Below are 23,147 nucleotides of genomic sequence, written 5' to 3'. Positions count from 1 at the left end.
CCTGGACTGATGCGTTCACTCTGCTCCACCTTGCTGGCTCTGGGCGTGCTCTGGGCGTGCGCGGAGGGACCGCCGCCGAAGGCGCCCGAGGCCCGCGCACCGGAGCGCGCGCCCGCCACCGCGGACAAGGTCATCAGCGTGGTCGGCACCAACGATCTCCACGGCCACGTGGAGCACCTGGACGCGTTCGCGGGGTACGTGGCGCGCCTGCGCGAGCTACGGAGGGCCGACGGCGGCGTGCTCTTGGTGGACGCCGGCGACATGTTCCAGGGAACGCTGGAGTCGAACCTGGGCGAAGGCGCCGCGGTCATCGCCGCGTTCAACGCCCTGGGATACTCGGCCGCGGCGCTCGGCAACCACGAGTTCGACTTCGGCCCGACCGGGTCCGCGGAGCCGGGCGCGGGCGCGGACCCGCAGGGCGCGCTCCGGGCCAGGCTGACCGAGGCGCGCTTCCCCGTGCTGGCGGCCAACCTGATCGACACCCGGACTGGACGCATCCCGGAGTGGCAGAACCTGCACGCCTCGGTGCTGCTCGAGGTCGCCGGCGTGAAGCTCGGGCTCGTCGGCGTGCTCACCGACGAGACTCCGCGCATCGTCATGCCCGCGTACTTCAACGGCCTCGACGTCGGTCCGCTGGCGGTGGCGATCACTCGAGAGGCGGCCGACCTGCGCGCCCGCGGCGCGCGCGCGGTAGTCGTGCTCGCACATGCTGGGGGCGTTTGCCAGCGCTTCGACGACCCGCGGAGCGAGACGGCCTGCGAGGCCGACCAAGAGCTGAATCGCGTGGCGCGGGAGCTCCCGACGGGAAGCGTGGACGCGATCATCGGCGGGCACTCCCACGCCGGGGTCGCGCACTTCTTCTCCGGGATCGCGGTCGCGGAGGCGTACGCCTACGGCCGAGCGTTCTCTCGCATCGACCTCCGGGTGCCGGGGGACGCCAAGCGGAGCGTGACGGGACAGCTCTTCCCGCCTCGGCAAGTCTGCACCGACCGCGAAGCCCCGGTCTGCGTCCCCGGAACGTACGAGGGTGTGGCCACCCGGAAGGACCCTCGGATCGCTGCCAGCGTGGCCGGGTGGCGAGAAGCGGCCGCCACGCAGCGCGCAGAGAGACTCGGCGTGCAAGTGAAGCGCGCGGTGCGGCAGGACTACGCAGCGGAGTCACCCCTCGGCAACCTGTACGCCGACCTCCTGCTCGCCGCCGCGCCCGGCAGCGACGTCGCCATCGTCAACGGCGGCGGGCTCCGGGCGCCGCTGCCAGCGGGCGATCTGACCTACGGCCAGCTCTACGAGAGTCAGCCCTTCGACAACCTGGTGACCAGGCTGGAGCTGACGGGAGCAGAGCTCGGCCGGGTCATCGCTCTACACCTCGAGCGCGAGCGCCACGGCATCATCTCGATCGCCGGTGCGCGGGTCGGGGCGCGCTGCTACGGTGGCCGTCTGGTGGTGAGCTTGAAGCGCGAGAGCGGCAAGCCGATCGGCGACGCCGAGCGGGTCACGATCGTCACCAGCGACTACCTGGCAACGGGCGGGGACGAGCTCTTCGCAGGACCCGGGCGCCCCGCGCCGCGGGCAGAGACTGCGACGCAAACCGTGCGAGACGCGCTCGCCGGAGAGCTTCGCAGGAGAGGCGGCAGCCTGGACGGTGAGGACTCGAAGCTCCTCGACCCGAAGCAGCCTCGCCTCTCGCTGCCAGCTCCGCGGCCGATTCGTTGCCCAAACTGACGGCACGCGCGTGCATGTAGGGAAATGCCCGATGGGGCGCCCTCGAAGCCGGCTCGAATCTCGCTGGTTCCCACCCTACATGCTACCTTGCACGGCTGAGGATGACGGAGCCCAAGACTCCAGTAGACCTGCTCGATTCGGCCGAAACCATCTCGGTCGAGACCCAGAAGGTGTCGCCGTCGTCGAGCAAGCTCGACCCCTATACCGAGGGCCAGGTCATCGGGGAGAAGTACCGCCTGCTGCGCCGGCTGGGAGAAGGCGGCATGGCGAGTGTCTGGGTCGCGCACAACGAGGCGCTCGACATCCACGTCGCCATCAAGTTCATCCGCGCGGAGCTCCAGCACGCGGGGCTGGCCAACCGCCTGCTCCAGGAGGCCCGGGCCGCCGCCCGCCTGGGGCACCCGGCCATCGTCCGAGTCTCGGACTTCGGCAAGACCCCGGCGGGCGACCCGTACATCGTGATGGAGCTGCTGAACGGGGAGGATCTGGGCGCCGTCATCAAGCGCAAGGGCCCGATGCCCGCGCTCCGGGCCGTCCGTACGCTGCTGCCCATCGCGGATGCCCTGGCGGTGGCCCACGCCAAGAAGATCGTGCACCGCGATCTCAAGCCGGAGAACATCTTCCTGACTCAGGAAGAGAACGGCAAGACCCAGCCCAAGGTCGTGGACTTCGGCATCGCCAAGCTGGAACGCGAGGACAACCAGCGCATCACTCAGATGGGCGCCGCCATGGGAAGCCCGGCCTACATGTCGCCCGAGCAGGCGCGCGGTCTGGACGTCGATCACCGCACCGACATTTGGGCGTTGTGCGTGGTGCTCTACGAGGTCCTCACGGGCCTTTTGCCCTTCAACGGCAACACCTACACGGCGCTGGTCGTCGCCATCCTGGAGGGCAAGCCCAAGCCGATCACCGAGCTCGGCATCGGGGACGGCGAGCTCTGGAGCGTGATCGCGAAGGGCCTGGAGAAAGACCCGGATCAGCGCTGGGCCAGCATGCGAGAGCTGGGCGGCGCGCTGGCCCGCTGGGCGCTGGCCCACAGCGTGGCCGACGACATCACGGGCTCGAATCTCCACAGCTCCTGGATCGAGCGGCCCGCGGACTCGGTCCCCGCGGGTCAATCGATGATGCCGACCGTCAACGCGGCGCCGGTGGCTGCTGCCAGCTCCGGACACGGCGCGACGCAGCTCTCCGCGACGGTCTCCGGCGCGACGCCCGCCCGCGGTCGCTCCACCTGGATCGCCGTCGCCGTGGCCGCCGTCGTCGTCCTGGGCATCGGCGTCGGCGTCATACTGAAGAGCATCGGCAACCCGTCCGCCGCGCCCTCCCCCGAGAAGCCGACCGTGGCGCAGCCGACCGCGGCACCCGAGCTGACGCAGAAGCCGACCGAGCCCAAGGTCGAGCCGGCCGTCACCGCCAGCGCGGAGCCGGCCGCGAGTGCCGAGCCGGTGGCCAGCGCGGAGCCCGTCGCCACGCCGACGGGCAAGAAGCCGGTGGGCAAGCCGCCGGTGTCCAAGCCCGCGGTCAAGCCGGTTGAGACCACCGCGAAGCCGGCGGAGAAGCCGAAGCCGCCGGAAAAAGATCCTCTCGACCAACTGAAGACTTTCTGAGCTTTTGCCATGTTAGAGCGGGCTTTCTTGGGTAACCGATTCGTGTGGTGCGCGCTCGCCGGCGCGCTGACCCTGGCTTCGGCGAGCGCCGGCGCCCAAACGGCGGCGAAGCCCGCCGCCTCCCAGCCGAAGCGCGACGCGGACGCCAAGGCCCGGGCGCAGAAGCACTTCGAGCGCGGCGTGGCGGCCTTCAAGGCCGAGCGCTTCAAGGACGCCGTGGACGCCTTCCTCGACGCGCACCGCGAGTACCCGAGCCCGGCCCTGAGCTTCAACGCCGCTCGCGCCTACGACAAGCTCCTGGACACGGCGGGCGCGCTGCGCTTCTACCGCGAGTACCTGCGACAGAGCACCGACGCCAGCGATCGCGCCAACGTGGAGAAGCGGGTCGGCGAGCTGGAGTCTAAGCTCCAGACCGAGCGCGGCCGGCAGCAGGTCACCATCCTCTCCAACATCGAAGGCGCGACGGTTCGCATCGACGACCAACCGGTCGGGGTCGCGCCCTGGACCGGCGAGATCCTCCCCGGCACGCATCGGGTGAAGCTCTCTTTCGAGGGCTACCAGGACGCTGAGCAGTCGTTCGAGCTGACCGCGCACCGCGCCATGGACGTATCGGTGGAGATGCAACCGAAGGCGGCCGAGGCCGCAGGTCCCAAAGAGCCCGCGGGACCGACCACTCCGACACGTCCCGGCCAGGACGACAAGGGGAGCGGCGGAGTGAGCTGGATGACCTGGACCGCGTTCGGGGTCGGCGCGGTAGCCCTGGGCGGCGCCGCCGTGTTCGAGATGATGCGCTCGAGCTCCGAGGAGGACGTGAAGAACGAGCGGACCCAGCTGGCGCGCCACGATGCCTTCGACAAGATGGAGAGCCAGCAGACGACGGCCCGCATCTTCGCCGGGGTTGGCGCGGTGGCGGTGGTGGCCGGAGGCGTGCTCCTGGCCGTGGACCTGTCGAAAGGCAGCAGCAAGAGCGAGAAGCCGCCGTCCGTCGGCTTCGTTTGTCTTCCGGGCGGGTGCAGCGCCGCCTACTCCGGGCACTTCTAGGAGTTCGCATGGGGCGGGCGCGCATCACCTCTCGATTGCACCGCGTCCTCGGCGCCGTCTTCGCGCTCGCGATGACGGCGCTGCTCGCGCCGGCCGGCTGCGCCAGCGACGACTTGTCGAGCTATCTCGCCGAGGGCGAGTGCGACGCGAACGGGGAGTGCGCAACGGGATACCACTGCGTCGATGGCCTGTGCCTCCCCGATGGGACCGACGCCGGTGCAGACGCCGATCCGTGCGCGAGCTGTGCCGCCGGCGAGAAGTGCTGCGACGGCGCCTGCGTGGACGTCAACACCAGCTCCGAGCACTGCGGCGGTTGCGGCAAGCCCTGCCCGGGCACCACCTGCCAGGGCGGCGCCTGCACCAACGTCTGCAAGCTCGGGAGCCTGGACTGCGATCAGAACGTCACCAACGGCTGCGAGGTGGACGCGGCGGCGGATCCGAAGAACTGCGGCGCTTGCAAGGCGGCGTGCAGCGCGCCGGTCGGCGGCAGCGGCGCCTGCAAGGTCGGCGTCTGCACGCTCGAGTGCAGCGCTCCGGCGAAGCTCTGCGACGTCTCCTGCCTGGACGTCGCCAGCGATCCCGACAACTGCGGGGACTGCGCCACCGAGTGCCCCGCCGTGGCCAACGGGCTCAGGACCTGCGCCTCGGGCCAGTGCGGGGCCGGCTGCGACCAAGGTTTCACGAGCTGCGGCAGCGACGGCTGCGTGAACACCAAGACCGACCCGGCGAACTGCGGAACCTGCGGCACGCTCTGCCCGACCGGCGAGGTGTGCAACGTGGGCAAGTGCGACACGAGCTGCGGGTCGCTCACGCAGTGCGGCGCATCTTGCGTGGACCCGCAGGCGGACGTGGACCATTGCGGCGCCTGCGGCAACGCCTGCCCCGCCCCGAAGAACGGCAAGGCGACCTGCGCCGCCGGCAAGTGCGGCGGGAGCTGCGACGCCGGATTCGTGGCCTGCGGCGCCCTGTGCGTGGACATCAGCACCGACCCGAACAACTGCGGAGGCTGCGGGCTCTGGTGCACGGCGCCGGCCAACGCGCAGGCGATCTGCTCCGCGAAGAGCTGCGGCTTCGTCTGCAACACCGGCTACGCGCAGTGCGGCAACAAGTGCGTGGACACTGCCTCCGACGTCACGAACTGCGGGGCGTGCGGAAACGTCTGCGCCGCCGGCGAGCTCTGCGCGACGGGTAAGTGCGTGGCGAGCTGCCCCAGCGGGACGACCCAGTGCGGGGCGGCCTGCACCGACACCAAGAGCGACCCGGCCAACTGCGGCGCCTGCGGCACGGCGTGTCCCGGCACCCCGAACGGTCAGCCGGCGTGTACGAACGGCGCCTGCGACGTGACCTGCGCGACCAACTTCACGAAGTGCAACGGCGCCTGCGTCAACACCTCGAGCGATGCCCAGAACTGCGGCGCCTGCGGCAGCGCCTGCACGCCGCCGAGCGGCGGCTCCGTCACGTGCGTGACCGGGAGCTGCGTAAAGGCCTGCCCGGCCGGCCTCACCCTGTGCGGCAACGCATGCGTGAACGCGCAGACGGACAACATGAACTGCGGCGCCTGCGGCACCGCCTGCGGGAGCGGCAAGGTCTGCTCGAACGGCGCCTGCACCGTGAGCTGCCCGACCGGGACCACCAATTGCAGCGGTCAGTGCGTGGCCACCGGCTCCGACCCGCAGAACTGCGGCGCCTGCGGCAACGTCTGCTCGGCCCCGACGGGCGGGCAGGCTTCCTGCACGGGAGGGACCTGCGGCTTCACCTGCAACTCCGGCCTGATCAAGTGCGGCAACACCTGCGTGAATCCGACCCAGCTCCCGAACTGCGGGGGCTGCGGGGTCACCTGCGTGCCGGCCCCGGCCAACGGGTACCCGGTCTGCGCTTCGAGCTCGTGCACGTTCGGCTGCAACGGCGGCTACACCAAGTGCGGCACGGCCTGCGTCAACACCCAGATCGACAACAACAACTGCGGCGCCTGCGGCAACGCCTGCTCGGGCGGCAAGGTGTGCCAGGCCGGCCAGTGCGTCACGACCTGCACCGCCCCGCTGGTCAGCTGCGGCGGCCAGTGCGTGAACCCGCAGAACGATCCGAACCACTGCGGGACCTGCAACAACCAGTGCCCCACTCCTCCGCACACGATTCCGAGCTGCTCCGCCGGAGTGTGCGGGTTCAAGTGCGAGAGCGGCTGGGACGACTGCAACCCCAACGCCGCCGGCTGCGAGACCCGGGTGGACACCAACGTGCTCCACTGCGGTCGCTGCAACCGACAGTGCTCGAACAACGGCGTCATGTCCCTCGAGTGCAACAACGGCGTCTGCACCTCGACGTGCCAGCTCGGGAAGGTGAACTGCACGATGCCGGCGGCGGGCAACCTGCCGTCGCCGATGCCGGACAACGGCTGCGAGGCCGACACGAGCAACGCCAACTGCGCGGGTTGCGGGGCCGGCTGCGCAGCGACCAGTGGCACCTCGCTGGTCTGCAGCCCGGCCAGCCCGGCGCCCATCACCTGCGGCTGCAAACAGGACAGCGCCTGCACGGACAGCCCGACGGCGCTGGTGAACGGCTGCGACTCGAGCGGCGTGTGCAAGTGCGGTGGCCTGTTCTGTGCGGCGGGCGAGGTGTGCAAGTCGGGGGTCACCGGCGGCCTGGCCTGGTCGAGCCCGACGGCGATCACGCAGAGCTGCTCCTGCAACGGTGGCCCCGCCTGCGACACCAACATCTTCCAGGGGATCCCGGCCTGCTGTCCCGGCGCTGGCTGCGTGGTGGTGACTCACGACCCCGCGCACTGCGGCGGCTGCGGGCGGGCCTGCCCCATCGGCTTCGACTGCCAGGACTCCCTCTGCATCTGCGACAGCAACACCGACTGCGGGCCGGGCGGCACCTGCGAGGTGGGCAAGTGCCGCTGCGCCGGCGTGCTCTGTGGCCCTGGGAAACGCTGCGTCCTGAACGGGGGATGCGGGTGAGGAGAACGGCATGAGCAAGACCAAAACCTCGACCGTGCGTTTCCTGGCGGCGCTGTCGGCGTTCGTGCTCTGGAACGCCCTGGCCCAGACCGGCTGCGCCGCCGACGACCTGTCCGAGTACCTGGCGGGAGGTGCTTGCGACGACAACGGCGAGTGCGCGCCGGGGTTCGAGTGCAATAGCGGCAAGTGCGTGAAGCTCGGCTCCGGCGGCAGCGGCGGCGGAAACGACGCCGGCGACGCCGACCCGTGCGCCAACTGCGCCGCGGGCGAGACCTGCTGCAGCGGCGAGTGCGTGAGCTTGAAGACGAGCCCGCAGCACTGCGGCGCGTGCGACTCCCCGTGCCCCGGCACGACCTGCGTGAGCTCCGCCTGCACGAACACCTGCGCGCTGGGGTTCTTGGACTGCGACAACAACGTGGTGAACGGCTGCGAGGTGAACGCCGCCAGCGACCCGAAGAACTGCGGCGCCTGCAAGACCGAGTGCAGCGCGCCGGTGGGTGGACAAGCGGGATGCACCAAAGGGGCGTGCACGCTGGAGTGCGCGACTGGAGCGACGCTCTGCGACGTCACCTGCACCGACACCAGCGGCGACCCGGAGAACTGCGGGGGTTGCGCCAAAGCGTGCCCCGCGGCCGACAACGGCGCGCGCACTTGTTCCGGAGGGTCGTGCGGCGTCTCCTGTGACACCGGGTTCACGGGCTGCGGCGAGGACGGCTGCGTCAACACGCAGACGGAGCCGGCGCACTGCGGCGGCTGCGACAAGATCTGCGCCACCGGGCAGGTGTGCAACGCCGGCGCCTGCTCCACGAGCTGCGGCAGCATGACCCAGTGCGGAGCTTCCTGCGTGAACCCTCAGACCGACGTGGGCAACTGCGGAAGTTGCGGCAATGCCTGCCCCGCGCCGCAGAACGGCAAGGCGAGCTGCGCCGCCGGCGCCTGCGGGGTGACCTGCGACGCCGGCTTCGCCAAGTGCGGCACCGCGTGCACGGACACCAAGACCGACGCGCAGAACTGCGGCAGCTGTGGCAACGGCTGCACGGCGCCGGCCAACGCGACGGCGACCTGCTCGGCCAGCGCCTGTGGCTTCGTCTGCGACACGGGCTTCGCCAAGTGCGGTGACAAGTGCGTGGACACCAAGACGGACATCGCCAACTGCGGCGGCTGCGGGACGGCTTGCAGCACCGGCCAGCTCTGCGCCAACGGGGCGTGCGTGTCGAACTGCCCCACCGGCACGACCCAGTGCGGAACCCAGTGCGTGGACACCAAGACCGACGCCAGCAACTGCGGCGGCTGCGGCACGGCGTGCCCGGGCGTGTCGAACGGCGCCCCCGCCTGCGTGAACGGCGCCTGCGATTTCACCTGCAGCAACGGCTACACCAAGTGCAACGGCGCCTGCGTCAACACCGCCACCGACAAGAGCAACTGCGGCGCCTGCGGCAACGCCTGCCCCGCCGCGCCCACCGGCGGCAGCATGGCGTGCGCCAGCGGGACGTGCACGCCGAGCTGCGGCACCGGGCTCTCGCTATGCGGCAGCGCGTGTGTGAACAAGCAGACCGACAACGCCAACTGCGGCGCCTGCGGCAATGCTTGCGGCTCCGGCCAGGTCTGTTCCAACGGCGTGTGCACGCTGAATTGCCCCGGGGGCACGACGAACTGCGGCGGGCAGTGCGTCTCCACCGGCTCCGACGTGTTCAACTGCGGCGCCTGCGGCAACGCCTGCACGGCTCCGACCGGCGGGCAGGCGTTCTGCTCGGGCGGGCAGTGCGGCTTCAACTGCACCGGCACCCTGATCAAGTGCGGCAACGCCTGCGTGGACCCCACCAAGCTTCCAAACTGCGGGGGCTGCGGCAACGACTGCGCGCCTGCGCCTGCGAACGGCTACCCGGTCTGCGCCTCCAGCGCTTGCAGCTTCGCCTGCAACTCCGGCTTCACCAAGTGCGGCAACGCGTGCGTGAACACGCAGACGGACAACGCCAATTGTGGCGCTTGTGGCAACGCCTGTGGGAGCGGCAAGGTCTGTCAGAGCGGCCAGTGCGTGGTGAGCTGTACCCCTCCGCTCGTGAACTGCAGCGGCCAGTGCGTGAACACCCAGACGAGCCCGCAGAACTGCGGCGCCTGCGGCAACGTCTGCCCGAACCGGCCCAACAGCACGCCGACATGCGTCGGCGGCACCTGCGGGATCAGCTGCCAGTACCCGTGGCAGAACTGCAACGGCGTCCTGACGGACGGCTGCGAGATAAACTTCCAGACCAACCCGCTGCACTGCGGCGCGTGCGGGCGTGCTTGCCAGGACAACCACGTGATGTCGATCGCGTGCTCGAACGGCAGCTGCAACTCGACCTGCGACCTCGGCTACAGCAACTGCAACTTCCCACCGACGGGCTTCACGGACAACGGCTGCGAGACCGCCTTGGGGGACAACACCTGCGGCGGCTGTGGCGCGAACTGCGCGCTGCAGGCCTACTCCACGTCCGGCCTGGTCTGCGACCCGCAGTCTCTGCCGCTCAAGGCGTGCGGTTGCGCGAGCGCCTACCAGTGTGCTCCAGAGAAGACCGCCGAAGAGGACTGCGTGGGCAGCGTGTGCCAGTGCGGTGGCAACCTGTGCAATCCCGGTGAGGTGTGCAAAGCCGTGGGCAGCGGAGGCGGAACCGGCGGCACGAGCGGAACCGGCGGCACGGGTGGCACCACCGGCGGCGGAGGAACCACCGGCGGCGGGGGAACCACCGGTGGAGGCGGCACGGTCGGCGGTGGTGGCACCAGCGTCGGGGGCACAACCGGCGGTGGAGGCACGTCCGGGACCGGTGGCACCCAGGCGGCGGACGCAGGGAACGAAGTTTCCTACGCCTGCTCCTGCAACGGCGGCCCGCCCTGCGGGGCCGGTAGCTTCGCGACGACGTGTTGCCCGTCCGTCGGCTGTCGCGATCTCGCACAGGACCCGCTGAACTGCGGTGCCTGCGGTCGCCTGTGTCCGCCGGGCTTCACCTGCGAGAATGGCAAGTGCATGTGCGCGCAAGTGGCGGACTGCCAGATGGGTGGCTCGACCGTCGCATGCGCCAAGCAGGGGCCCACGAACGTCTGTCAGTGCGGCTCGACCTACTGCCCAGAAGGTGCGCGCTGCTTCCCCGGCAACGTTTGCCGGTAGGCGTCGCGATTGAGCCGCGCTCCCTCGACGTGGTACGCTGAAACGCTGTGATCGGGCGGCGCGCACCTCTGCGCCATGTGCTCTCTGTGCTCGTGGCTCTCGCTCTGGCGAGCTGCTTCGTCTCCATCGACGAGCTGCAAGAGAAGCCGGGCACCGGCGGCGTGGGCGGCACGGACGCGGGCACCGACGCCGACCCTTGCGCCGCGTGCGCCTCCGACGAGACGTGCTGCGACGGCGCGTGCGTGGACCTGAAGACCAGCGACCTCAACTGCGGCTCGTGTGGAGCGGCGTGTCCGGGCACCACTTGCACGAACGGGAAGTGCACGAACCAGTGCGCGCTGGGGTTTCTGGACTGCGACAACAACGTGGTCAACGGCTGCGAAGTGAACGCCGCCCAAGATCCGAAGAACTGCGGCGCCTGCAAGACCGAGTGCAGCGCGCCCGTGGGTGGACAGGCGGGCTGCGAGGCCGGCGCTTGCAAGCTCGACTGCGGCGCCAGCGCCACACTGTGTGACGTCACCTGCGTCAACACCAGCGGCGACCCCGAGAACTGCGGCGCCTGCGCCCAGGCCTGCCCGCCCGTGAGCAACGGCGCGCGCGCCTGCGACGCCGGCAAGTGCTCGGCGAGTTGCGACTCGGGGTTCACCGCGTGCGGCGAGTCCGGCTGCGTGAACACCAAGACCGACCCGAGCAACTGCGGCAGCTGCGGGAAGATCTGCGCCACCGGCGAGGTCTGCAACGCAGGCGCTTGCTCGACGAGCTGCGGCAGCCTCGCGCAGTGCGGCGCTTCCTGCGTGGAGCCGCAGACCGACGTCGAAAACTGCGGAGGCTGCGGCAACGCCTGTCCCGACCCGCCGAACGGCAAGCCGAGCTGCGCCGCCGGCAAGTGCGGCGTGACCTGCGACGCCGGCTTCGCCCAGTGCGGCGCGAGCTGCACCGACACCAAGGCCGACCCACAAAACTGCGGCGCCTGCGGCACGACTTGCACTGCGCCAACCAACGCCACGGCGACTTGCTCCGGCAGCGCCTGCGGCTTCGTCTGTGACACCGGCTTCTCCAAGTGCGGAGACAAGTGCGTGGACGTCAAGGTGGACCCCACCAACTGCGGCGCCTGCGGCAACGCTTGCAAGGGCGGCGATCTCTGCGCCGCTGGAGCCTGCGTGTCGATCTGCCCGACCGGCACCACGCAGTGCGGCGCCCAGTGCGTGGACGTGAAGACCGATCCCAGCAACTGCGGTGGCTGCGGCACGGCTTGCCCCGGTGTGGCGAACGGCATGCCCACTTGTACTGCCGGCGCTTGCGACCTCTCGTGCAGCACGGGCTACGCGAAGTGCAACGGTGCCTGCGTGAACACCTCGAACGACAAGGAGAACTGCAGCGCCTGCGGCAAGGCATGTCCGGCTGCTCCGGTCGGCGGCAGCATGGCGTGCATTCTGGGCACCTGCCTGGCGAGCTGCGGCTCGGGCCTCTCCCTGTGCGGCAACGCCTGCGTGAACAAGCAGACCGACAACAACAACTGCGGGGCGTGTGGCACCGCCTGCGGGTCGGGGAAGGTCTGCTCGAACGGCGTGTGCACGCTGAGCTGCCCGACCGGCACCACCAACTGCAGCGGGCAATGCGTGGCAACGGGCTCCGACGTGCTGAACTGCGGCGCCTGCGGCAACGCCTGCGCTGCGCCCAGCGGCGCCACGGCGACCTGTTCGGCCGGCGCCTGCGGGTTCACCTGCAACGCGGGCTTGCTCAAGTGCGGCGCTTCTTGCGTGAACCCGACCCAGCTGCCGAACTGTGGTGGCTGCGGCAACGCCTGCACCCCGGCGCCGGCGAACGGGTATCCCATCTGCACGTCGAGCAGCTGCAGCTTTGCGTGCAACTCCGGCTTCACCAAGTGCGGCAGCGCATGCGTCAACACTCAGACCGACAACTCCAACTGCGGCGCCTGCGGCACCGTCTGCACCGGCGGCAAGGTGTGCCAGGCCGGACAGTGCGTCCTGAGCTGCACCCCCCCGCTGGTGAACTGCGGCGGCCAGTGCGTGAACACCCAGACGAGCCCGCAGCACTGCAGCGGGTGCAACATCGGCTGCCCGGTCTTCGAGAACTCCGTCCCCACCTGCATCGGAGGCGCCTGCGGCTTCACCTGTAGCTCCGGGTACGGGGACTGCAACGGCAGCAAGACGGACGGCTGCGAGGCCAACGTCAACCTGGATCCGATGAACTGCGGCCTGTGCGGTCGGACTTGCAGCACCGCCAAGGTGCTCTCCCTGGACTGCACCAACGGCCTCTGCACGCCGTACTGCTCGTCCGGCTTCGACGACTGCTCGCAGCCGCCTCCACCCGTCACGGACGACGGCTGCGAGAAGCCGACCTCCACGGACCCCGACAACTGCGGGACCTGCTCCAACGCTTGCACCGCCTCGAACTTGAAGGCGTGCGTGACGGGCCTGTGCGGCTGCACGGCGGACGCCGAGTGCGGGACCGGCGGCAAGTGCCCACTCGCCGCTTCCGGCCCCCGCAGCTGCGAGTGCAACGCCACCAAGTGCCAGGTCGGCGAGACCTGCAAGAGCGGCAACTGCAGCTGCAACGGCGGCGACAAGTGTCAGCTCGGCGCCACGTGTTGCACGTCGGGCTGCCGCGCGCTCTCCACCGATCCGCAGAACTGCGGTGCCTGCGGTCGGGTGTGTCCGGACGGCTTCGTCTGCTCCGCTGGGGTCTGCAAGTGCGACAACTCTGCCGACTGCAACTATGGCAGCCCGGGCAGCTGCAACCTGGACGGCGGCTACTGCGTCTGCGGCTCTACCGAGTGCCCGCCGGGGAGGCGTTGCATGCCGAACGGGAGCTGTGGCTGAGCGGCGTTTGGCGGTCGCGCTCGCGGTCGCGCTGGCAACGGGCTGCGCGGAGGACGAGCTCGGCGGCTCGCTGTCGCACGGCGATTGCAGTCCAAGTGGCAAGTGCGCCGACGGCTACGAGTGCAACGCGCAGAACCAGTGCGTCCCGGCCGGCGACGGCGGGACGGACTCCGGCCTCTCGGACGTGCAGTCGGACGCGCCGTGCGCGAATTGCCCGAGCGGGTTCATCTGCTGCGACGAGGTCTGCACCGACAAGAACGCCGATCCGGCGCACTGCGGGAGCTGCACGAACGCCTGCCCGGGCACGGTCTGCCAGGCGGGGACGTGCACCAACGAGTGCCAGCCCGGCTTCGCCGACTGCAACAAGAACGTGCTGGACGGCTGCGAAGCCACCGCGGCGAGCTGCCCTGCCGACGCGGCGGCGGACTGACTCGACTCTCACTGTCTTGGCATGAGCAGATCGCGGGCTGCCACTGAGACCGGGACCCACGAGAACGCCGGCGAGGCCGGAGCGCCCCCACCATCAGGTGGGAGTCGTCGCCTGGCGCCGCTGGGCGGGTCTCGACAGAAACCCCGCACGAGGCAGGGCGCAGCAGCAAACGCGGGGAACGAAGGGGTCGGCGCTCCCTTCAGGGCGCGGCGGGCTGAGCCTTCTTGCGCAACGTGATCAGTTTCTCCTGCTGAATGCGCTGAGCGGCTTCCGGGTCCACGTAGTCGCTGTGGCAGCTCGCCTTGCCGCTCTCGGCTGCCACCGCCTGCTTTGTCTTGCTGGCCAGGCGGTGGAGCTCCTCCGGCGGCAGCACGCCGCGCTTCTCCAGCATGGCGCGCTGCTCGGGGGACAGCGCCGGGCTCTTGAGCACTCGCTCGCGCTCGAAGCCCTCGGCCTTGCCGCTGGCGAACTCCACGATCTCCTTCGAGATGCGCACCGAGCACCAGTCGTGGCCGCACATCGCGCAAAAATCTGTGTCCACGTCCAGGTCCTCGTCGTGCAGCGCCCGCGCATAGTCGCCGTCGAAAGCCAGCTCGAAGTGTTTCTCCCAGTTCAGCGCCGCGCGCGCCTTGGTCAGGTCGTCGTCCCAGTCGCGGGTCCCCGGGATGCCGAGGGCGACGTCGGCGGAGTGGGCGGCGATCTTGTAGGCGATGCAGCCCTGCTTCACGTCGTCCTTCTTGGGCAGGCCCACGTGCTCCTTCGGCGTCACGTAGCAGAGCATCGACGCCCCGTGGTACGCCGCGGCGGTCGCGCCGATGCAGCTGGTGATGTGGTCGTAGCCGGGGAAGACGTCGGTGACGATGGGGCCGAGCACGTAGAACGGCGCGCCGTGGCAGAGGCGCCGCTCTAGCTTCATGTTGTACTCGATCTGATCGAAGGGCACGTGCCCCGGCCCCTCGATCATGACCTGAACGCCCTTCCGCCAGGCGCGCTCGGTCAGCTCCCCCAGGGTCTCGAGCTCGCGGAGCTGAGCCTCGTCGCTGGCGTCGGCGAGCCCGCCGGGCCTGAGGCCGTCGCCCAGCGAGAACGACACGTCGTACTCGCGCATCACGTCGCAGATGCGCTCGAACAGCGAGTACATGGGGTTCTGCTTGCCGTGGACCAGCATCCACTTCGCCAAGAGCGAGCCGCCGCGGCTGACGATGCCGATCACGCGCTTCTGCACGAACGGCAGGTGCTCGCGCAGCACGCCGGCGTGGATGGTGAAATAGTCCACGCCTTGCCGAGCCTGGTGGCGCAGGGTCTCGAGGATGACGTCCTCGCTCAGCTCTTCGATCTTGCGCCCGATGATCATCGAGTAGATCGGCACCGTGCCGATGGGCACGCGGGAGGCGCGGATGATGGCGTCACGGCAGGCGTCCAGATCGCCGCCGGTGGAGAGATCCATCACCGTGTCGGCGCCCCAGCGCACGCTCCAGCGCATCTTCTCGACCTCCTCGTCGGTGCCGCTGGACACCGGCGACGCGCCGAGGTTCGCGTTGACCTTGGTCCGGCTGGCCCGACCGATGCACATCGCGTCGAGCCCGAAGCCCAGGTGCACGCGGTTGGCAGGGATGATCATGCGGCCGGCGGCGACCTCGTTCCGCACCTGCTCGGGGCTCAGGTGCTTCTCCCGCTCGGCGACTCGGCGCATCTCCGGCGTGACCACTCCCAGCCGCGCGTGCTCGAGCTGGGTGACCGGCACGAACCCCGCGGGCGCGACGGCGAACCCATCGGCTCCACGGCTCCAGCCCTCCGGCAGGAAGTCCCACGCGGTCTTGTCGCTGGGCGCCGGCATGCCGGGCGTGTCGGGCGACGAGAACGCGAGCGGTCCGCCGACGTCGTCGGGGTTGGCGAAGGAGCCAGGCGTGGTGCCCTCGCGAAGCGTCGAGGGGTTCTGGGCGCCACGGAGCGGCAGGGTCCAAGCGGGCATTTCGAAGCGGTCCTTCCTGTCGCTCGTGGTGGAAGGGACGCCGGGGCCGCCGGTCGTCGCATTCCTCCGCTGGTCCGAACCAGATCAGGTCTTGCGGGTCCGTCTCAGCTGCCCTCCACCGAGGTGGGGGGCCGCGCCCCGAGCGACGCCGAAGCTCGTAACCGAGAAACCGAGCGGCCGCCAGTCGTGCCAAGCTCTCGGCCGTGGAACGCCGCCGCTGGGCGAAAATCGCGATGGTTGCCCGTTGGAAGCCGGTGCACCTGGGGCACGCCGCGGTAATCCGGGCGCTCCTGCGCTCGGCCGACCAGGTCGTCCTGGGGATCGGCAGCTCGAACAAGCTCGACGTCCACAACCCGTTCAGCGCCGCCGAGACCCGGGAAATGCTCGAGCTGGTGCTCGAGGGCTCCGCGGACCGGGCGACCATCGTGGACATCCCGGACCTCGGCGATCCGCCGCGCTGGCGGCTGATGGTGCGGGAGCTCCTGGGTCCGCTCGACGCCTTCGTGACCGCGAATGCCTGGGTGAAGGGGCTCATGGCGGAGGACTACGGAGTAGTCCACCCGGTCAGCCTCCTCGAACCGGGCGAGCAGGTGCGCGTGTCCGGCACCATGGTCCGGCTCGCCATGGCCCGCGGGAGCGACTGGCGCAGCCTCGTCCCAGATCGAGTCGCGGACTACCTGGAAGAGCGGGGGCTTCGAGAGCGGTTCGTGCGCGAGTTCGGCTTGAAGACCTTGGCCGTCATGCCCGGGTGACCAAAGCACACACATCGCGGGTGACGCCGGTCAGCCGACGCTCTTGTTGCCCGGACCGCGGCCGGTTTATGTTGAGGGGCTATTTTCGGCAAGGGAGCTCAAATGTCGAGGTTCGTTCTTCTCGCGGCAACAGCCGCTGTCTCACTCTCGATGGTCGGTGCGAATGGCTGCGGTGGCGGCGGGATCAAGCCGGGCCCGAACGGCAACGGCACCGGTATCCCCGGACGGCAGTCAGCAGACGTCGTCTCGACCTACGCCGAACCGCTCATCGTCGACTGGGAGCCGGATCACCGCACGGACCTGGAGGTCCTGACCCGCGACCGCATCGCCGTCGTCCGCTACCAGAAGAACGCCATCAAGATGCTGAAGGACTGCTCGATCGAGGGCAGCTACGGCTACGTCGGCGTGAACAAGAAGGAGCAGCTGATTCGCTACGACTCTCTGGACGAGGTCGCGGCGAACCTGCCGGGCATCTTCGCGATGGGCGGCGCGAAGCTGGGCGCCGACATGCAGAAGGGCACCACCCTCGACATCGGTCTGGTCATCGTCGGCAAGCGCACGGCGGTGCGTACCCATGCGGACACCGCCGAGCTCAAGGGTGAATGCGACGGCGCCACTCACTTCGTGCGCGGGGCGACCATCGGCGCCTTTGCGGTGAAGACCGGCGAACGCTCGAAGATGGGCACGGTGGCCGGCTTGTTCGGCGCCGGCGTCGAAGCCAAGACCTCGAGTAGCCGCTCGGTCTCCAACAAGGACGGGTCCATCGAGAAGTGCGAGACCGCCAGCACCGAGGCCCAGAAGGCACCGGAGGGCTGCGGCTCGCTCCTGCGCCTCGAGCTCCGACCGCTCGGCGCCCCCAAGAAGGCCGCCAAAGACGCCCAAGGCGTGGCCGCGAAGACCGACGAGATCCCGGAGTGCAGCGCGGGCTTCGTCTGGGACGGCGCGAAGTGCGCGAAGCAGTCCACGGTCAAGGCCTTTGCTTGCTCGGGCAAGAACGAGGGCGAGTGCCGCGGCCAGTGCGACAAGAACAACCCCAAGAGCTGCGCCCAGCTCGCGGTCATCTACCGGAACGCCGGCAAGGACCAGATGCAGGCCGTCGCCTTCTTCAAGAAGGCGTGCGGCCTGGGCGACGAGTCGGCCTGCGCGGAGTACGGCTCACACCTCCTGAGCGGCATCGGCGTCTCCGCCGACCGCTTCAAGGCGTTCGAGACCTTCCAGAAGGCGTGCAAGGCCGGCGACGCTCTGGGCTGCTCGCACCTGGGTCGCATGCACCGCTCGGGCACGGCGCCCGAGGCGAGCGTGGACACGGCCTTCGCCCAGTTCAAGCGCGCCTGCGACGGCGGCTTCTCGCAGGGCTGCGTCGAGCTCGGCGTGATGCACGAGCAGGGGGTGGCCACGCCCCGGGACTACAAGAAGGCGTTCAACCTCTACCAGCGCGCCTGCAAGGCCGACAACCCGGACGGCTGCGCGCACCTCGGCATCCTGTATTCGGCCGACGGGCGCGGTGCCGGGCTCGACCGTGTCAAGGCCATGGAGTACTTCAAGAGCGCCTGCGAGAAGAACAGCGCGCTCGGCTGCACGGAGCTCGGCAACACCTATTTCCGCGGCGCGGGAATGGAGCGCGAGAAGCAGAAGGAGAACGACGAGCAGGCCGCCAAGCTCTACGAGAAGGCCTGCAATCTGTGGGGTGGCGCCGAGGGCTGCGCGCGGCTCGGGTACCTGATGCTCTACGGCTATGGCGTCAAGAAGGACACCTACAACGCCGTCGTGAAGATCGAGAAGGGCTGCAAGGAAGGGAGCGGGTACGCCTGCGTCGAGCTCGGGAAGATCTACCAGTCCGGTGTCTACCGGGCGCGCGACGCGGTGAAGGCGTTCGAGTTCTTCGAGCAGGCCTGCAACCTGTTCGAAGGCGAAGGCTGCCGCTTGATCGGGCAGCTCTACCGCAACGGCGAGGGAGTGGCCCGGGACGACGCCCGGGCTCATCAGTACTTCGAGCGAGGCTGCCGCACCGGCCACCCGCGGACCTGCTACGAGGTCGGACAGGACTTCTACTGGGGCAAGGGAGTGAAGACGGATCACGCCAAGGCGTTCTCCCACTTCCAGCACTCGTGCTCCGGCGGCTACGCGGACTCCTGCAACGACACCGGCGCGCTCTACGCTCAGGGTCAGGGCGTGAAGGAGGACAAGCAGAAGGCGTGTGGGCTGTACGAGGTCGGCTGCGAGCAGGGCAGCTCGAAGGCCTGTGACAACCTGGGCAAGCTGATCCAGGAGGAGGTCTGCAAGAGCTCGCCGAAGGAGCGCGCCCTCGAGCTGTTCGCGCAGTCGTGCGAGAAGGGGGACGCAACCGTCTGTGGCAAGCTGGCCTCGTGGTACCGCTACGGCACGTTCACCCAGAAGGACGCGATGAAGGCCGTGCAGTTCTACCGCAAGGGCTGCGACAAGATGCACTACCTGTCGTGCTCCGACCTCGCCGGGATGTACCGCAGCGGGTACAGCGGCATGGCGCGCAACGACGCAGAGGCGTTCAAGTACTACAATCGGGCCTGCAACGGCCGGCTCGAGTCCGCCTGCGACGCGATGGCCGACATGTACGCCACCGGGCAAGGAGTCTCGCCGAACCCGGCAGAGGCCGCGCGCATCCGCAAGGGCAGCTGCGAGCGAGGCAACACCATGAGTTGCCGCAGCCTGGCCAAGATGTACAAGGAGGGCGTCGGCGTGGAGAAGAAGGACCCGGCGACGGCGGCCACGCTGCACGAGAAGGCCTGCTACCTGCGCTCCAACAACGACTGCTACGAGCTGGCGCTGATGTACGAGAAGGGCGACGGGGTGAAGCAGGACGGCAAGAAGACCGCCGAGTTCTTCCAGCGCGCCTGTAACTTCGGCAACTACCAGGCCTGCTACAACATGGGGTACTTCATCTATCGCGGGTCGGCCGACTACAAGAAGGACACCGCCCTGGGCCTCACCAAGCTGCGCGACGGCTGCAACAACTACGGCCGCTGGTACAAGGACGACAAAGAGAAGGTCAAGAACGTCTGGTCCTGCTCCGCGCTGAAGAAGCTGAACCAGAAGCTCGGGGGCCCCGCCCCGGCTGGCGGTGCGGGCGTCCCGGTGGGTGGAACTCAGAAGATGTGAGGGCTATCCTCGCTCCCCATGTACTCCTGGAGCGGGGACACCTCGGACTGGTACGGCTCGGACAAGTACGACTTCGACCCGGCGCACAAGGCCGATCGCGAACGCGAGGCGGCCCGCGCCGGGGCCGCCGGGCCCCGCACCTACGAGGACAAGAAGAATCCGCTCGAGGCGCTGGTCGATCCCAAGCGCGCCATCGAGTGCAAGAGCAAGACGCCGATCGTCGTCGCAGTGGACGTGACCGGCTCGATGGCGCGGTGGCCGTTCGAGATCTTCGACCGGCTGCCGCTCCTTTACATGACGCTGCACCAGTACCGGCCGGATCTGGAGATCTGCTTCGCGGCCATCGGCGACGCGCGCTACGACCGCTACCCGCTCCAGGTCACGGGCTTCGCCAAGGGCTACGACCTGGAGCAGCAGCTCAAGGCCCTGTACGGCGAGGGTGGTGGTGGTGACGGGCCGGAGGGTTATGGCCTGTTCGCCTGGTACATGTTGAACCGTGTCTCCATCCCCAACGCCGCCGAGCCGCCCTTCTTGATCGTGTATGGCGACGCGCCGATGCACGAGACCGTTCACGGCAAGGAGATCGAGAAGGTCTGCGGCGTCGCGAGCCAGGATCAGAACGCCATCGAGCTCTGGCGAGCCTTGGCCAAGAAGTACAACACCTGGTTCTTGCGACGCCCCACCGGCAGCGCCGGCGACGAGGTGGATCAGCAGTGGTTCGAGGCCCTGGGCCCCCAGCAGGTGGCCCGCGTGCACGACGAGCAGCGCGCCATCGACTACGCGCTGGGCATCGTCGCGCGCTCCTGGGGCCGCTTCGAGGACTTCAAGAAGAACATGGCCGCCCGCCACGCCAAGGAGAAGGTGGACGAGCTCGCGAAGCGCATCGTCGAAGAGGTGAAGCCCAAGGTCCTGCACTGCCCGAACTGCATGGCCAGCCTGCCGCCCACGGCGTTCGGCCGCTGGGTGTGCGAGTACTGCAAGGCGACGCTCGACCTGTGACGGGGCTCTCCGTCATCGTCACCCTCCCGCCCTACGCCGACTTCGCCGCCGAGGTCGCGCGGCATCCGCTGGTCGGCGGGCTCCGCTTGAACACCGTGATGCCCATCCGCGGCTTCGACGGAACGCTCGACACTTCGCCGGCGCTCGAGCCCGTACTGGCTCGGCTCGCCGACCTCGGCCCTCCGCTCTGGGTCGATCTCAAGGGCCGGCAGCTGCGCGTGGTGGGCGGCGCCGTGCCGCCGTTCACCGAAGTGCGGGTCAGCCATCGCCTGAAGGTGAACGTCCCCTGCGACGCCTACTTCGACGACGGTCGCGAGCACGCACGACTGCTCGAGGTGGACGGCGAGCGGCTGATCTTGGCCGACTCGCCCCGGCGCTACGTGGGCCCGGGCGAGAGCGTCAACATCGTGGACCCGTCCCTCGAGATCGAGGGCACGCTCACCGCCGCCGACCACGCTTACCTCGACGCAATGGCGCGCGTGGGCCTCCAGCGCGTGATGCTGTCGTTCGTGGAGCGGCCCTCGGATCCGGAGGAAGTCCGCTCGTTGCTGCCGGACGCGGAGCTGGTCTGCAAGATCGAGTCGCAGCGAGGACTCGACTACGTCGCCAGGGAGGGCAAGCGCCACGGTCGGCTGATGGCGGCCCGCGGCGACCTCTACGTGGAGGTGCCGCGACCGCACTTGGTGCTCGGCGCGCTGCGCCAGATCGCCGAAGCAGACCCGGACGCCATCGTCGCCTCCCGCATCCTGGGCTCGCTGGCCCGCCGGACCGTGCCGGACTCCAGCGACGTCAGCGACGTCGCGTTCTTGCTCGGGCTCGGCTACCGAACCTTCATGCTGGGCGACGAAGTATGCCTGCGCCGCGACTCGGTGCTGGCGGCCCTGAACCTGCTGGGCGCCATCGCGGCCGAGGTGTGATGCGCGTCGGCATCGCCCAGATCGACACGCGCATCGGCGACTTCGGAGGCAACGTCCGTCGCATCGTGCGCGCGTCTCAGATCGCCGGCGAAGCCGGCGCCGAGCTGTGCGTGTTCCCGGAGCTGTCGGTCACCGGCTATCCGCCGCGAGATCTGCTCTGCGATCCGGCGTTCGTGGACGCGGCGGCGGCGGCAGTCGCCGAGGTGGCCGAGGCGACCCGCGCGCTCGTCCCGCTGGTGCTCGGCTCCGTGCTGGCCTCGGGCGAGGCGACCCCGGGGCATCCCGGTCTCCACGACGCGGCGTTGCTGCTCGAGGGGGGCCGGGTCCGGCACCGGGTCGCCAAGCGCCTGCTGCCGGCCTTCGACGTCTTCCACGAGCCACGCTGGTTCGTGCCTGGTCCCCCCTGCGAGCCCGTCGAGGTCGGCGGCCGGAAGCTCGGGCTCTTGGTCTGCGAGGATCTGTGGGACGAGGGCTATCCGCTGTCGCCCGGCGCCGAGCTGGAGGCAGCGGGCGCGGAGCTGCTCGTGTGCATCTCGGCGTCCCCGTATCGGGTCGGGGTCTTCGAGCAGAGGCTCGGGCAAACGCGCCGGCGGCGGGTACCGGTGGTGTACGTCAACGCCTGCGGCGCCAACGACGAGCTGATCTTCGACGGCGGGAGCTTCGTCACCCGCGACGGCCAGCTGCTCACGCGCCTGCCGCGCTTCGCGGAGAGCGTCACCGTCGTGGACACTGGCGCTCCGCCCGAGGAAGTCGAGACCCAACCGGTCGAGCACGAGATGTTCCAGGCGCTGGTCTCCGGAGTCCGAGGTTTCGCGCGGAAGAACGGCCTCGGACGGGCGTTCCTGGGGCTCTCCGGCGGCATCGACTCGAGCCTCGTCGCTTGCATCGCCAAGGAGGCCCTGGGCGCCGAGCGCGTCACGGCAATCGCGATGCCGTCGCGTTACAGCGATCCCCGCTCCACCCAATGCGCCGAGCAGCTCGCGTCTGCCTTGGGCATCGAGCTCGTGGCACACCCGATCGAGTCGCTGCACGGCGCGCTCGAGCACGACCTCGGCGCCGTGATGGGAGAGCGCGACTCGCTGGTCGCCGAGAACCTCCAGGCCCGCTTGCGCGCCATGATCCTGATGGCTCACGTGAACCGCCGCGGCGGCCTGCTCCTGAACACCAGCAACAAGACCGAGCTCGCGCTGGGCTACGGCACGCTGTACGGCGACATGGCGGGGACGCTGGCGGTGATCGGCGACGTGACCAAGCCGGACGTGTATCGGCTGGCCCGCCACTACGACGGGGGCCGCGGCGTGATCCCGGCCTTCGTCTTCGAGCGGGCGCCCAGCGCAGAGCTCCGTCCGGACCAGGTCGACCCCTTCGACTACGCCCGCGTCTCTCCCATCTTGGAGGCGCTGGTCACGGGATCGCCCCTGCCGCCCGGCACGCTGCCGGAAGAGGCGACTCACCTGGCGAGCCAGCTCCGCGCGGCCGAGCACAAGCGCTGGCAGGCGGGCATCGTGCTCAAGCTCAGCGAAAAGTCCTTCGGAACCGGGCGAATGCTGCCAGTGACCCAATTTCGGACACCTCTCGGCGGTTGACCGGGTCGGGTTGTTCCCTGGCCGCGCACCTTCGCGTAAAGTAC

The 23,147-nt window shown here is 69.5% G+C and carries 13 protein-coding genes and 1 riboswitch; of the genes, 12 read left to right on the top strand and 1 reads right to left on the bottom strand.

Going from position 1 to position 23,147, the window contains the following annotated elements:
* Positions 1-9 precede the first annotated feature (9 nt).
* The 7 genes from HS104_33945 to HS104_33915 all read left to right on the top strand — a co-directional run bounded on the left by HS104_33945 (position 10) and on the right by HS104_33915 (position 13,742).
* Positions 10-1,722: a bifunctional metallophosphatase/5'-nucleotidase gene (locus HS104_33945; protein MBE7484959.1), complete on the top strand. Its 1,713-nt coding sequence runs from the start codon at positions 10-12 to the stop codon at positions 1,720-1,722.
* Positions 1,723-1,823: 101 nt separating this feature from the next.
* Complete coding sequence (locus HS104_33940; GenBank protein ID MBE7484958.1) at positions 1,824-3,329, top strand: protein kinase; 1,506 nt, start codon at positions 1,824-1,826, stop codon at positions 3,327-3,329.
* 27 nt (positions 3,330-3,356) lie between these two features.
* Entirely contained in the window at positions 3,357-4,370 is a 1,014-nt protein-coding gene (locus HS104_33935; protein ID MBE7484957.1) for a PEGA domain-containing protein, read from the top strand.
* 8 nt (positions 4,371-4,378) lie between these two features.
* Positions 4,379-7,327, top strand: a complete 2,949-nt coding sequence (locus HS104_33930) for a hypothetical protein (protein ID MBE7484956.1) — start codon at positions 4,379-4,381, stop codon at positions 7,325-7,327.
* A 10-nt stretch (positions 7,328-7,337) separates the two neighbouring features.
* Positions 7,338-10,469 (top strand): hypothetical protein, encoded by a 3,132-nt coding sequence (locus tag HS104_33925; GenBank protein MBE7484955.1) that lies wholly within the window; start codon positions 7,338-7,340, stop codon positions 10,467-10,469.
* A gap of 92 nt (positions 10,470-10,561) precedes the next feature.
* Positions 10,562-13,312, top strand: a complete 2,751-nt coding sequence (locus HS104_33920) for a hypothetical protein (GenBank protein MBE7484954.1) — start codon at positions 10,562-10,564, stop codon at positions 13,310-13,312.
* A complete protein-coding gene (locus tag HS104_33915) occupies positions 13,305-13,742 on the top strand; it encodes a hypothetical protein (GenBank protein ID MBE7484953.1) in 438 nt (145 codons plus the stop codon). Before HS104_33920 ends, HS104_33915 begins: the two co-directional genes overlap by 8 nt.
* 199 nt (positions 13,743-13,941) lie before the next feature.
* Here HS104_33915 and thiC read toward each other — a convergent pair whose 3' ends face one another.
* Positions 13,942-15,714: a phosphomethylpyrimidine synthase ThiC gene (thiC, locus tag HS104_33910; GenBank protein ID MBE7484952.1), complete on the bottom strand. Its 1,773-nt coding sequence runs from the start codon at positions 15,712-15,714 to the stop codon at positions 13,942-13,944.
* 44 nt (positions 15,715-15,758) lie between these two features.
* A riboswitch (TPP riboswitch) is annotated at positions 15,759-15,865 on the bottom strand.
* A gap of 82 nt (positions 15,866-15,947) precedes the next feature.
* On the opposite strand from thiC, the gene HS104_33905 reads away from it, so the two are divergent.
* The 5 genes from HS104_33905 to nadE all read left to right on the top strand — a co-directional run bounded on the left by HS104_33905 (position 15,948) and on the right by nadE (position 23,103).
* Positions 15,948-16,466, top strand: coding sequence for a hypothetical protein (locus tag HS104_33905; protein MBE7484951.1), 519 nt, complete (start codon positions 15,948-15,950; stop codon positions 16,464-16,466).
* A 150-nt stretch (positions 16,467-16,616) separates the two neighbouring features.
* Entirely contained in the window at positions 16,617-19,601 is a 2,985-nt protein-coding gene (locus tag HS104_33900; protein MBE7484950.1) for a sel1 repeat family protein, read from the top strand.
* Between the two features lie 18 nt (positions 19,602-19,619).
* Entirely contained in the window at positions 19,620-20,600 is a 981-nt protein-coding gene (locus tag HS104_33895) for a hypothetical protein (GenBank protein ID MBE7484949.1), read from the top strand.
* On the top strand, positions 20,597-21,517 hold the full coding sequence (locus tag HS104_33890) for a hypothetical protein (GenBank protein MBE7484948.1): 921 nt from the start codon (positions 20,597-20,599) through the stop codon (positions 21,515-21,517). The genes HS104_33895 and HS104_33890 overlap by 4 nt, the downstream gene beginning before the upstream one ends.
* Entirely contained in the window at positions 21,517-23,103 is a 1,587-nt protein-coding gene (gene nadE, locus HS104_33885; GenBank protein ID MBE7484947.1) for an NAD(+) synthase, read from the top strand. Before HS104_33890 ends, nadE begins: the two co-directional genes overlap by 1 nt.
* The last annotated feature ends 44 nt before the right edge of the window (positions 23,104-23,147 follow it).

The organism is Polyangiaceae bacterium (assembly GCA_015075635.1).
Classification (GTDB): domain Bacteria; phylum Myxococcota_A; class Polyangia; order Polyangiales; family Polyangiaceae; genus JADJKB01.
This window is presented reverse-complemented; position numbering and strand designations above follow the sequence as displayed.

What these genes read in the sequence shown, in the direction of transcription:
- HS104_33940 (MBE7484958.1), top strand. Translation starts at nt 1,824, where the DNA reads ATGACGGAGCCCAAGACTCCAGTAGACCTGCTCGATTCGGCCGAAACC.
- HS104_33895 (MBE7484949.1), top strand. Translation starts at nt 19,620, where the DNA reads ATGTACTCCTGGAGCGGGGACACCTCGGACTGGTACGGCTCGGACAAG.
- thiC (MBE7484952.1), bottom strand. Translation starts at nt 15,714, where the DNA reads ATGCCCGCTTGGACCCTGCCGCTCCGTGGCGCCCAGAACCCCTCGACG.
- HS104_33945 (MBE7484959.1), top strand. Translation starts at nt 10, where the DNA reads ATGCGTTCACTCTGCTCCACCTTGCTGGCTCTGGGCGTGCTCTGGGCG.
- HS104_33930 (MBE7484956.1), top strand. Translation starts at nt 4,379, where the DNA reads ATGGGGCGGGCGCGCATCACCTCTCGATTGCACCGCGTCCTCGGCGCC.
- nadE (MBE7484947.1), top strand. Translation starts at nt 21,517, where the DNA reads ATGCGCGTCGGCATCGCCCAGATCGACACGCGCATCGGCGACTTCGGA.
- HS104_33900 (MBE7484950.1), top strand. Translation starts at nt 16,617, where the DNA reads ATGGTCGGTGCGAATGGCTGCGGTGGCGGCGGGATCAAGCCGGGCCCG.
- HS104_33925 (MBE7484955.1), top strand. Translation starts at nt 7,338, where the DNA reads ATGAGCAAGACCAAAACCTCGACCGTGCGTTTCCTGGCGGCGCTGTCG.
- HS104_33905 (MBE7484951.1), top strand. Translation starts at nt 15,948, where the DNA reads ATGGTTGCCCGTTGGAAGCCGGTGCACCTGGGGCACGCCGCGGTAATC.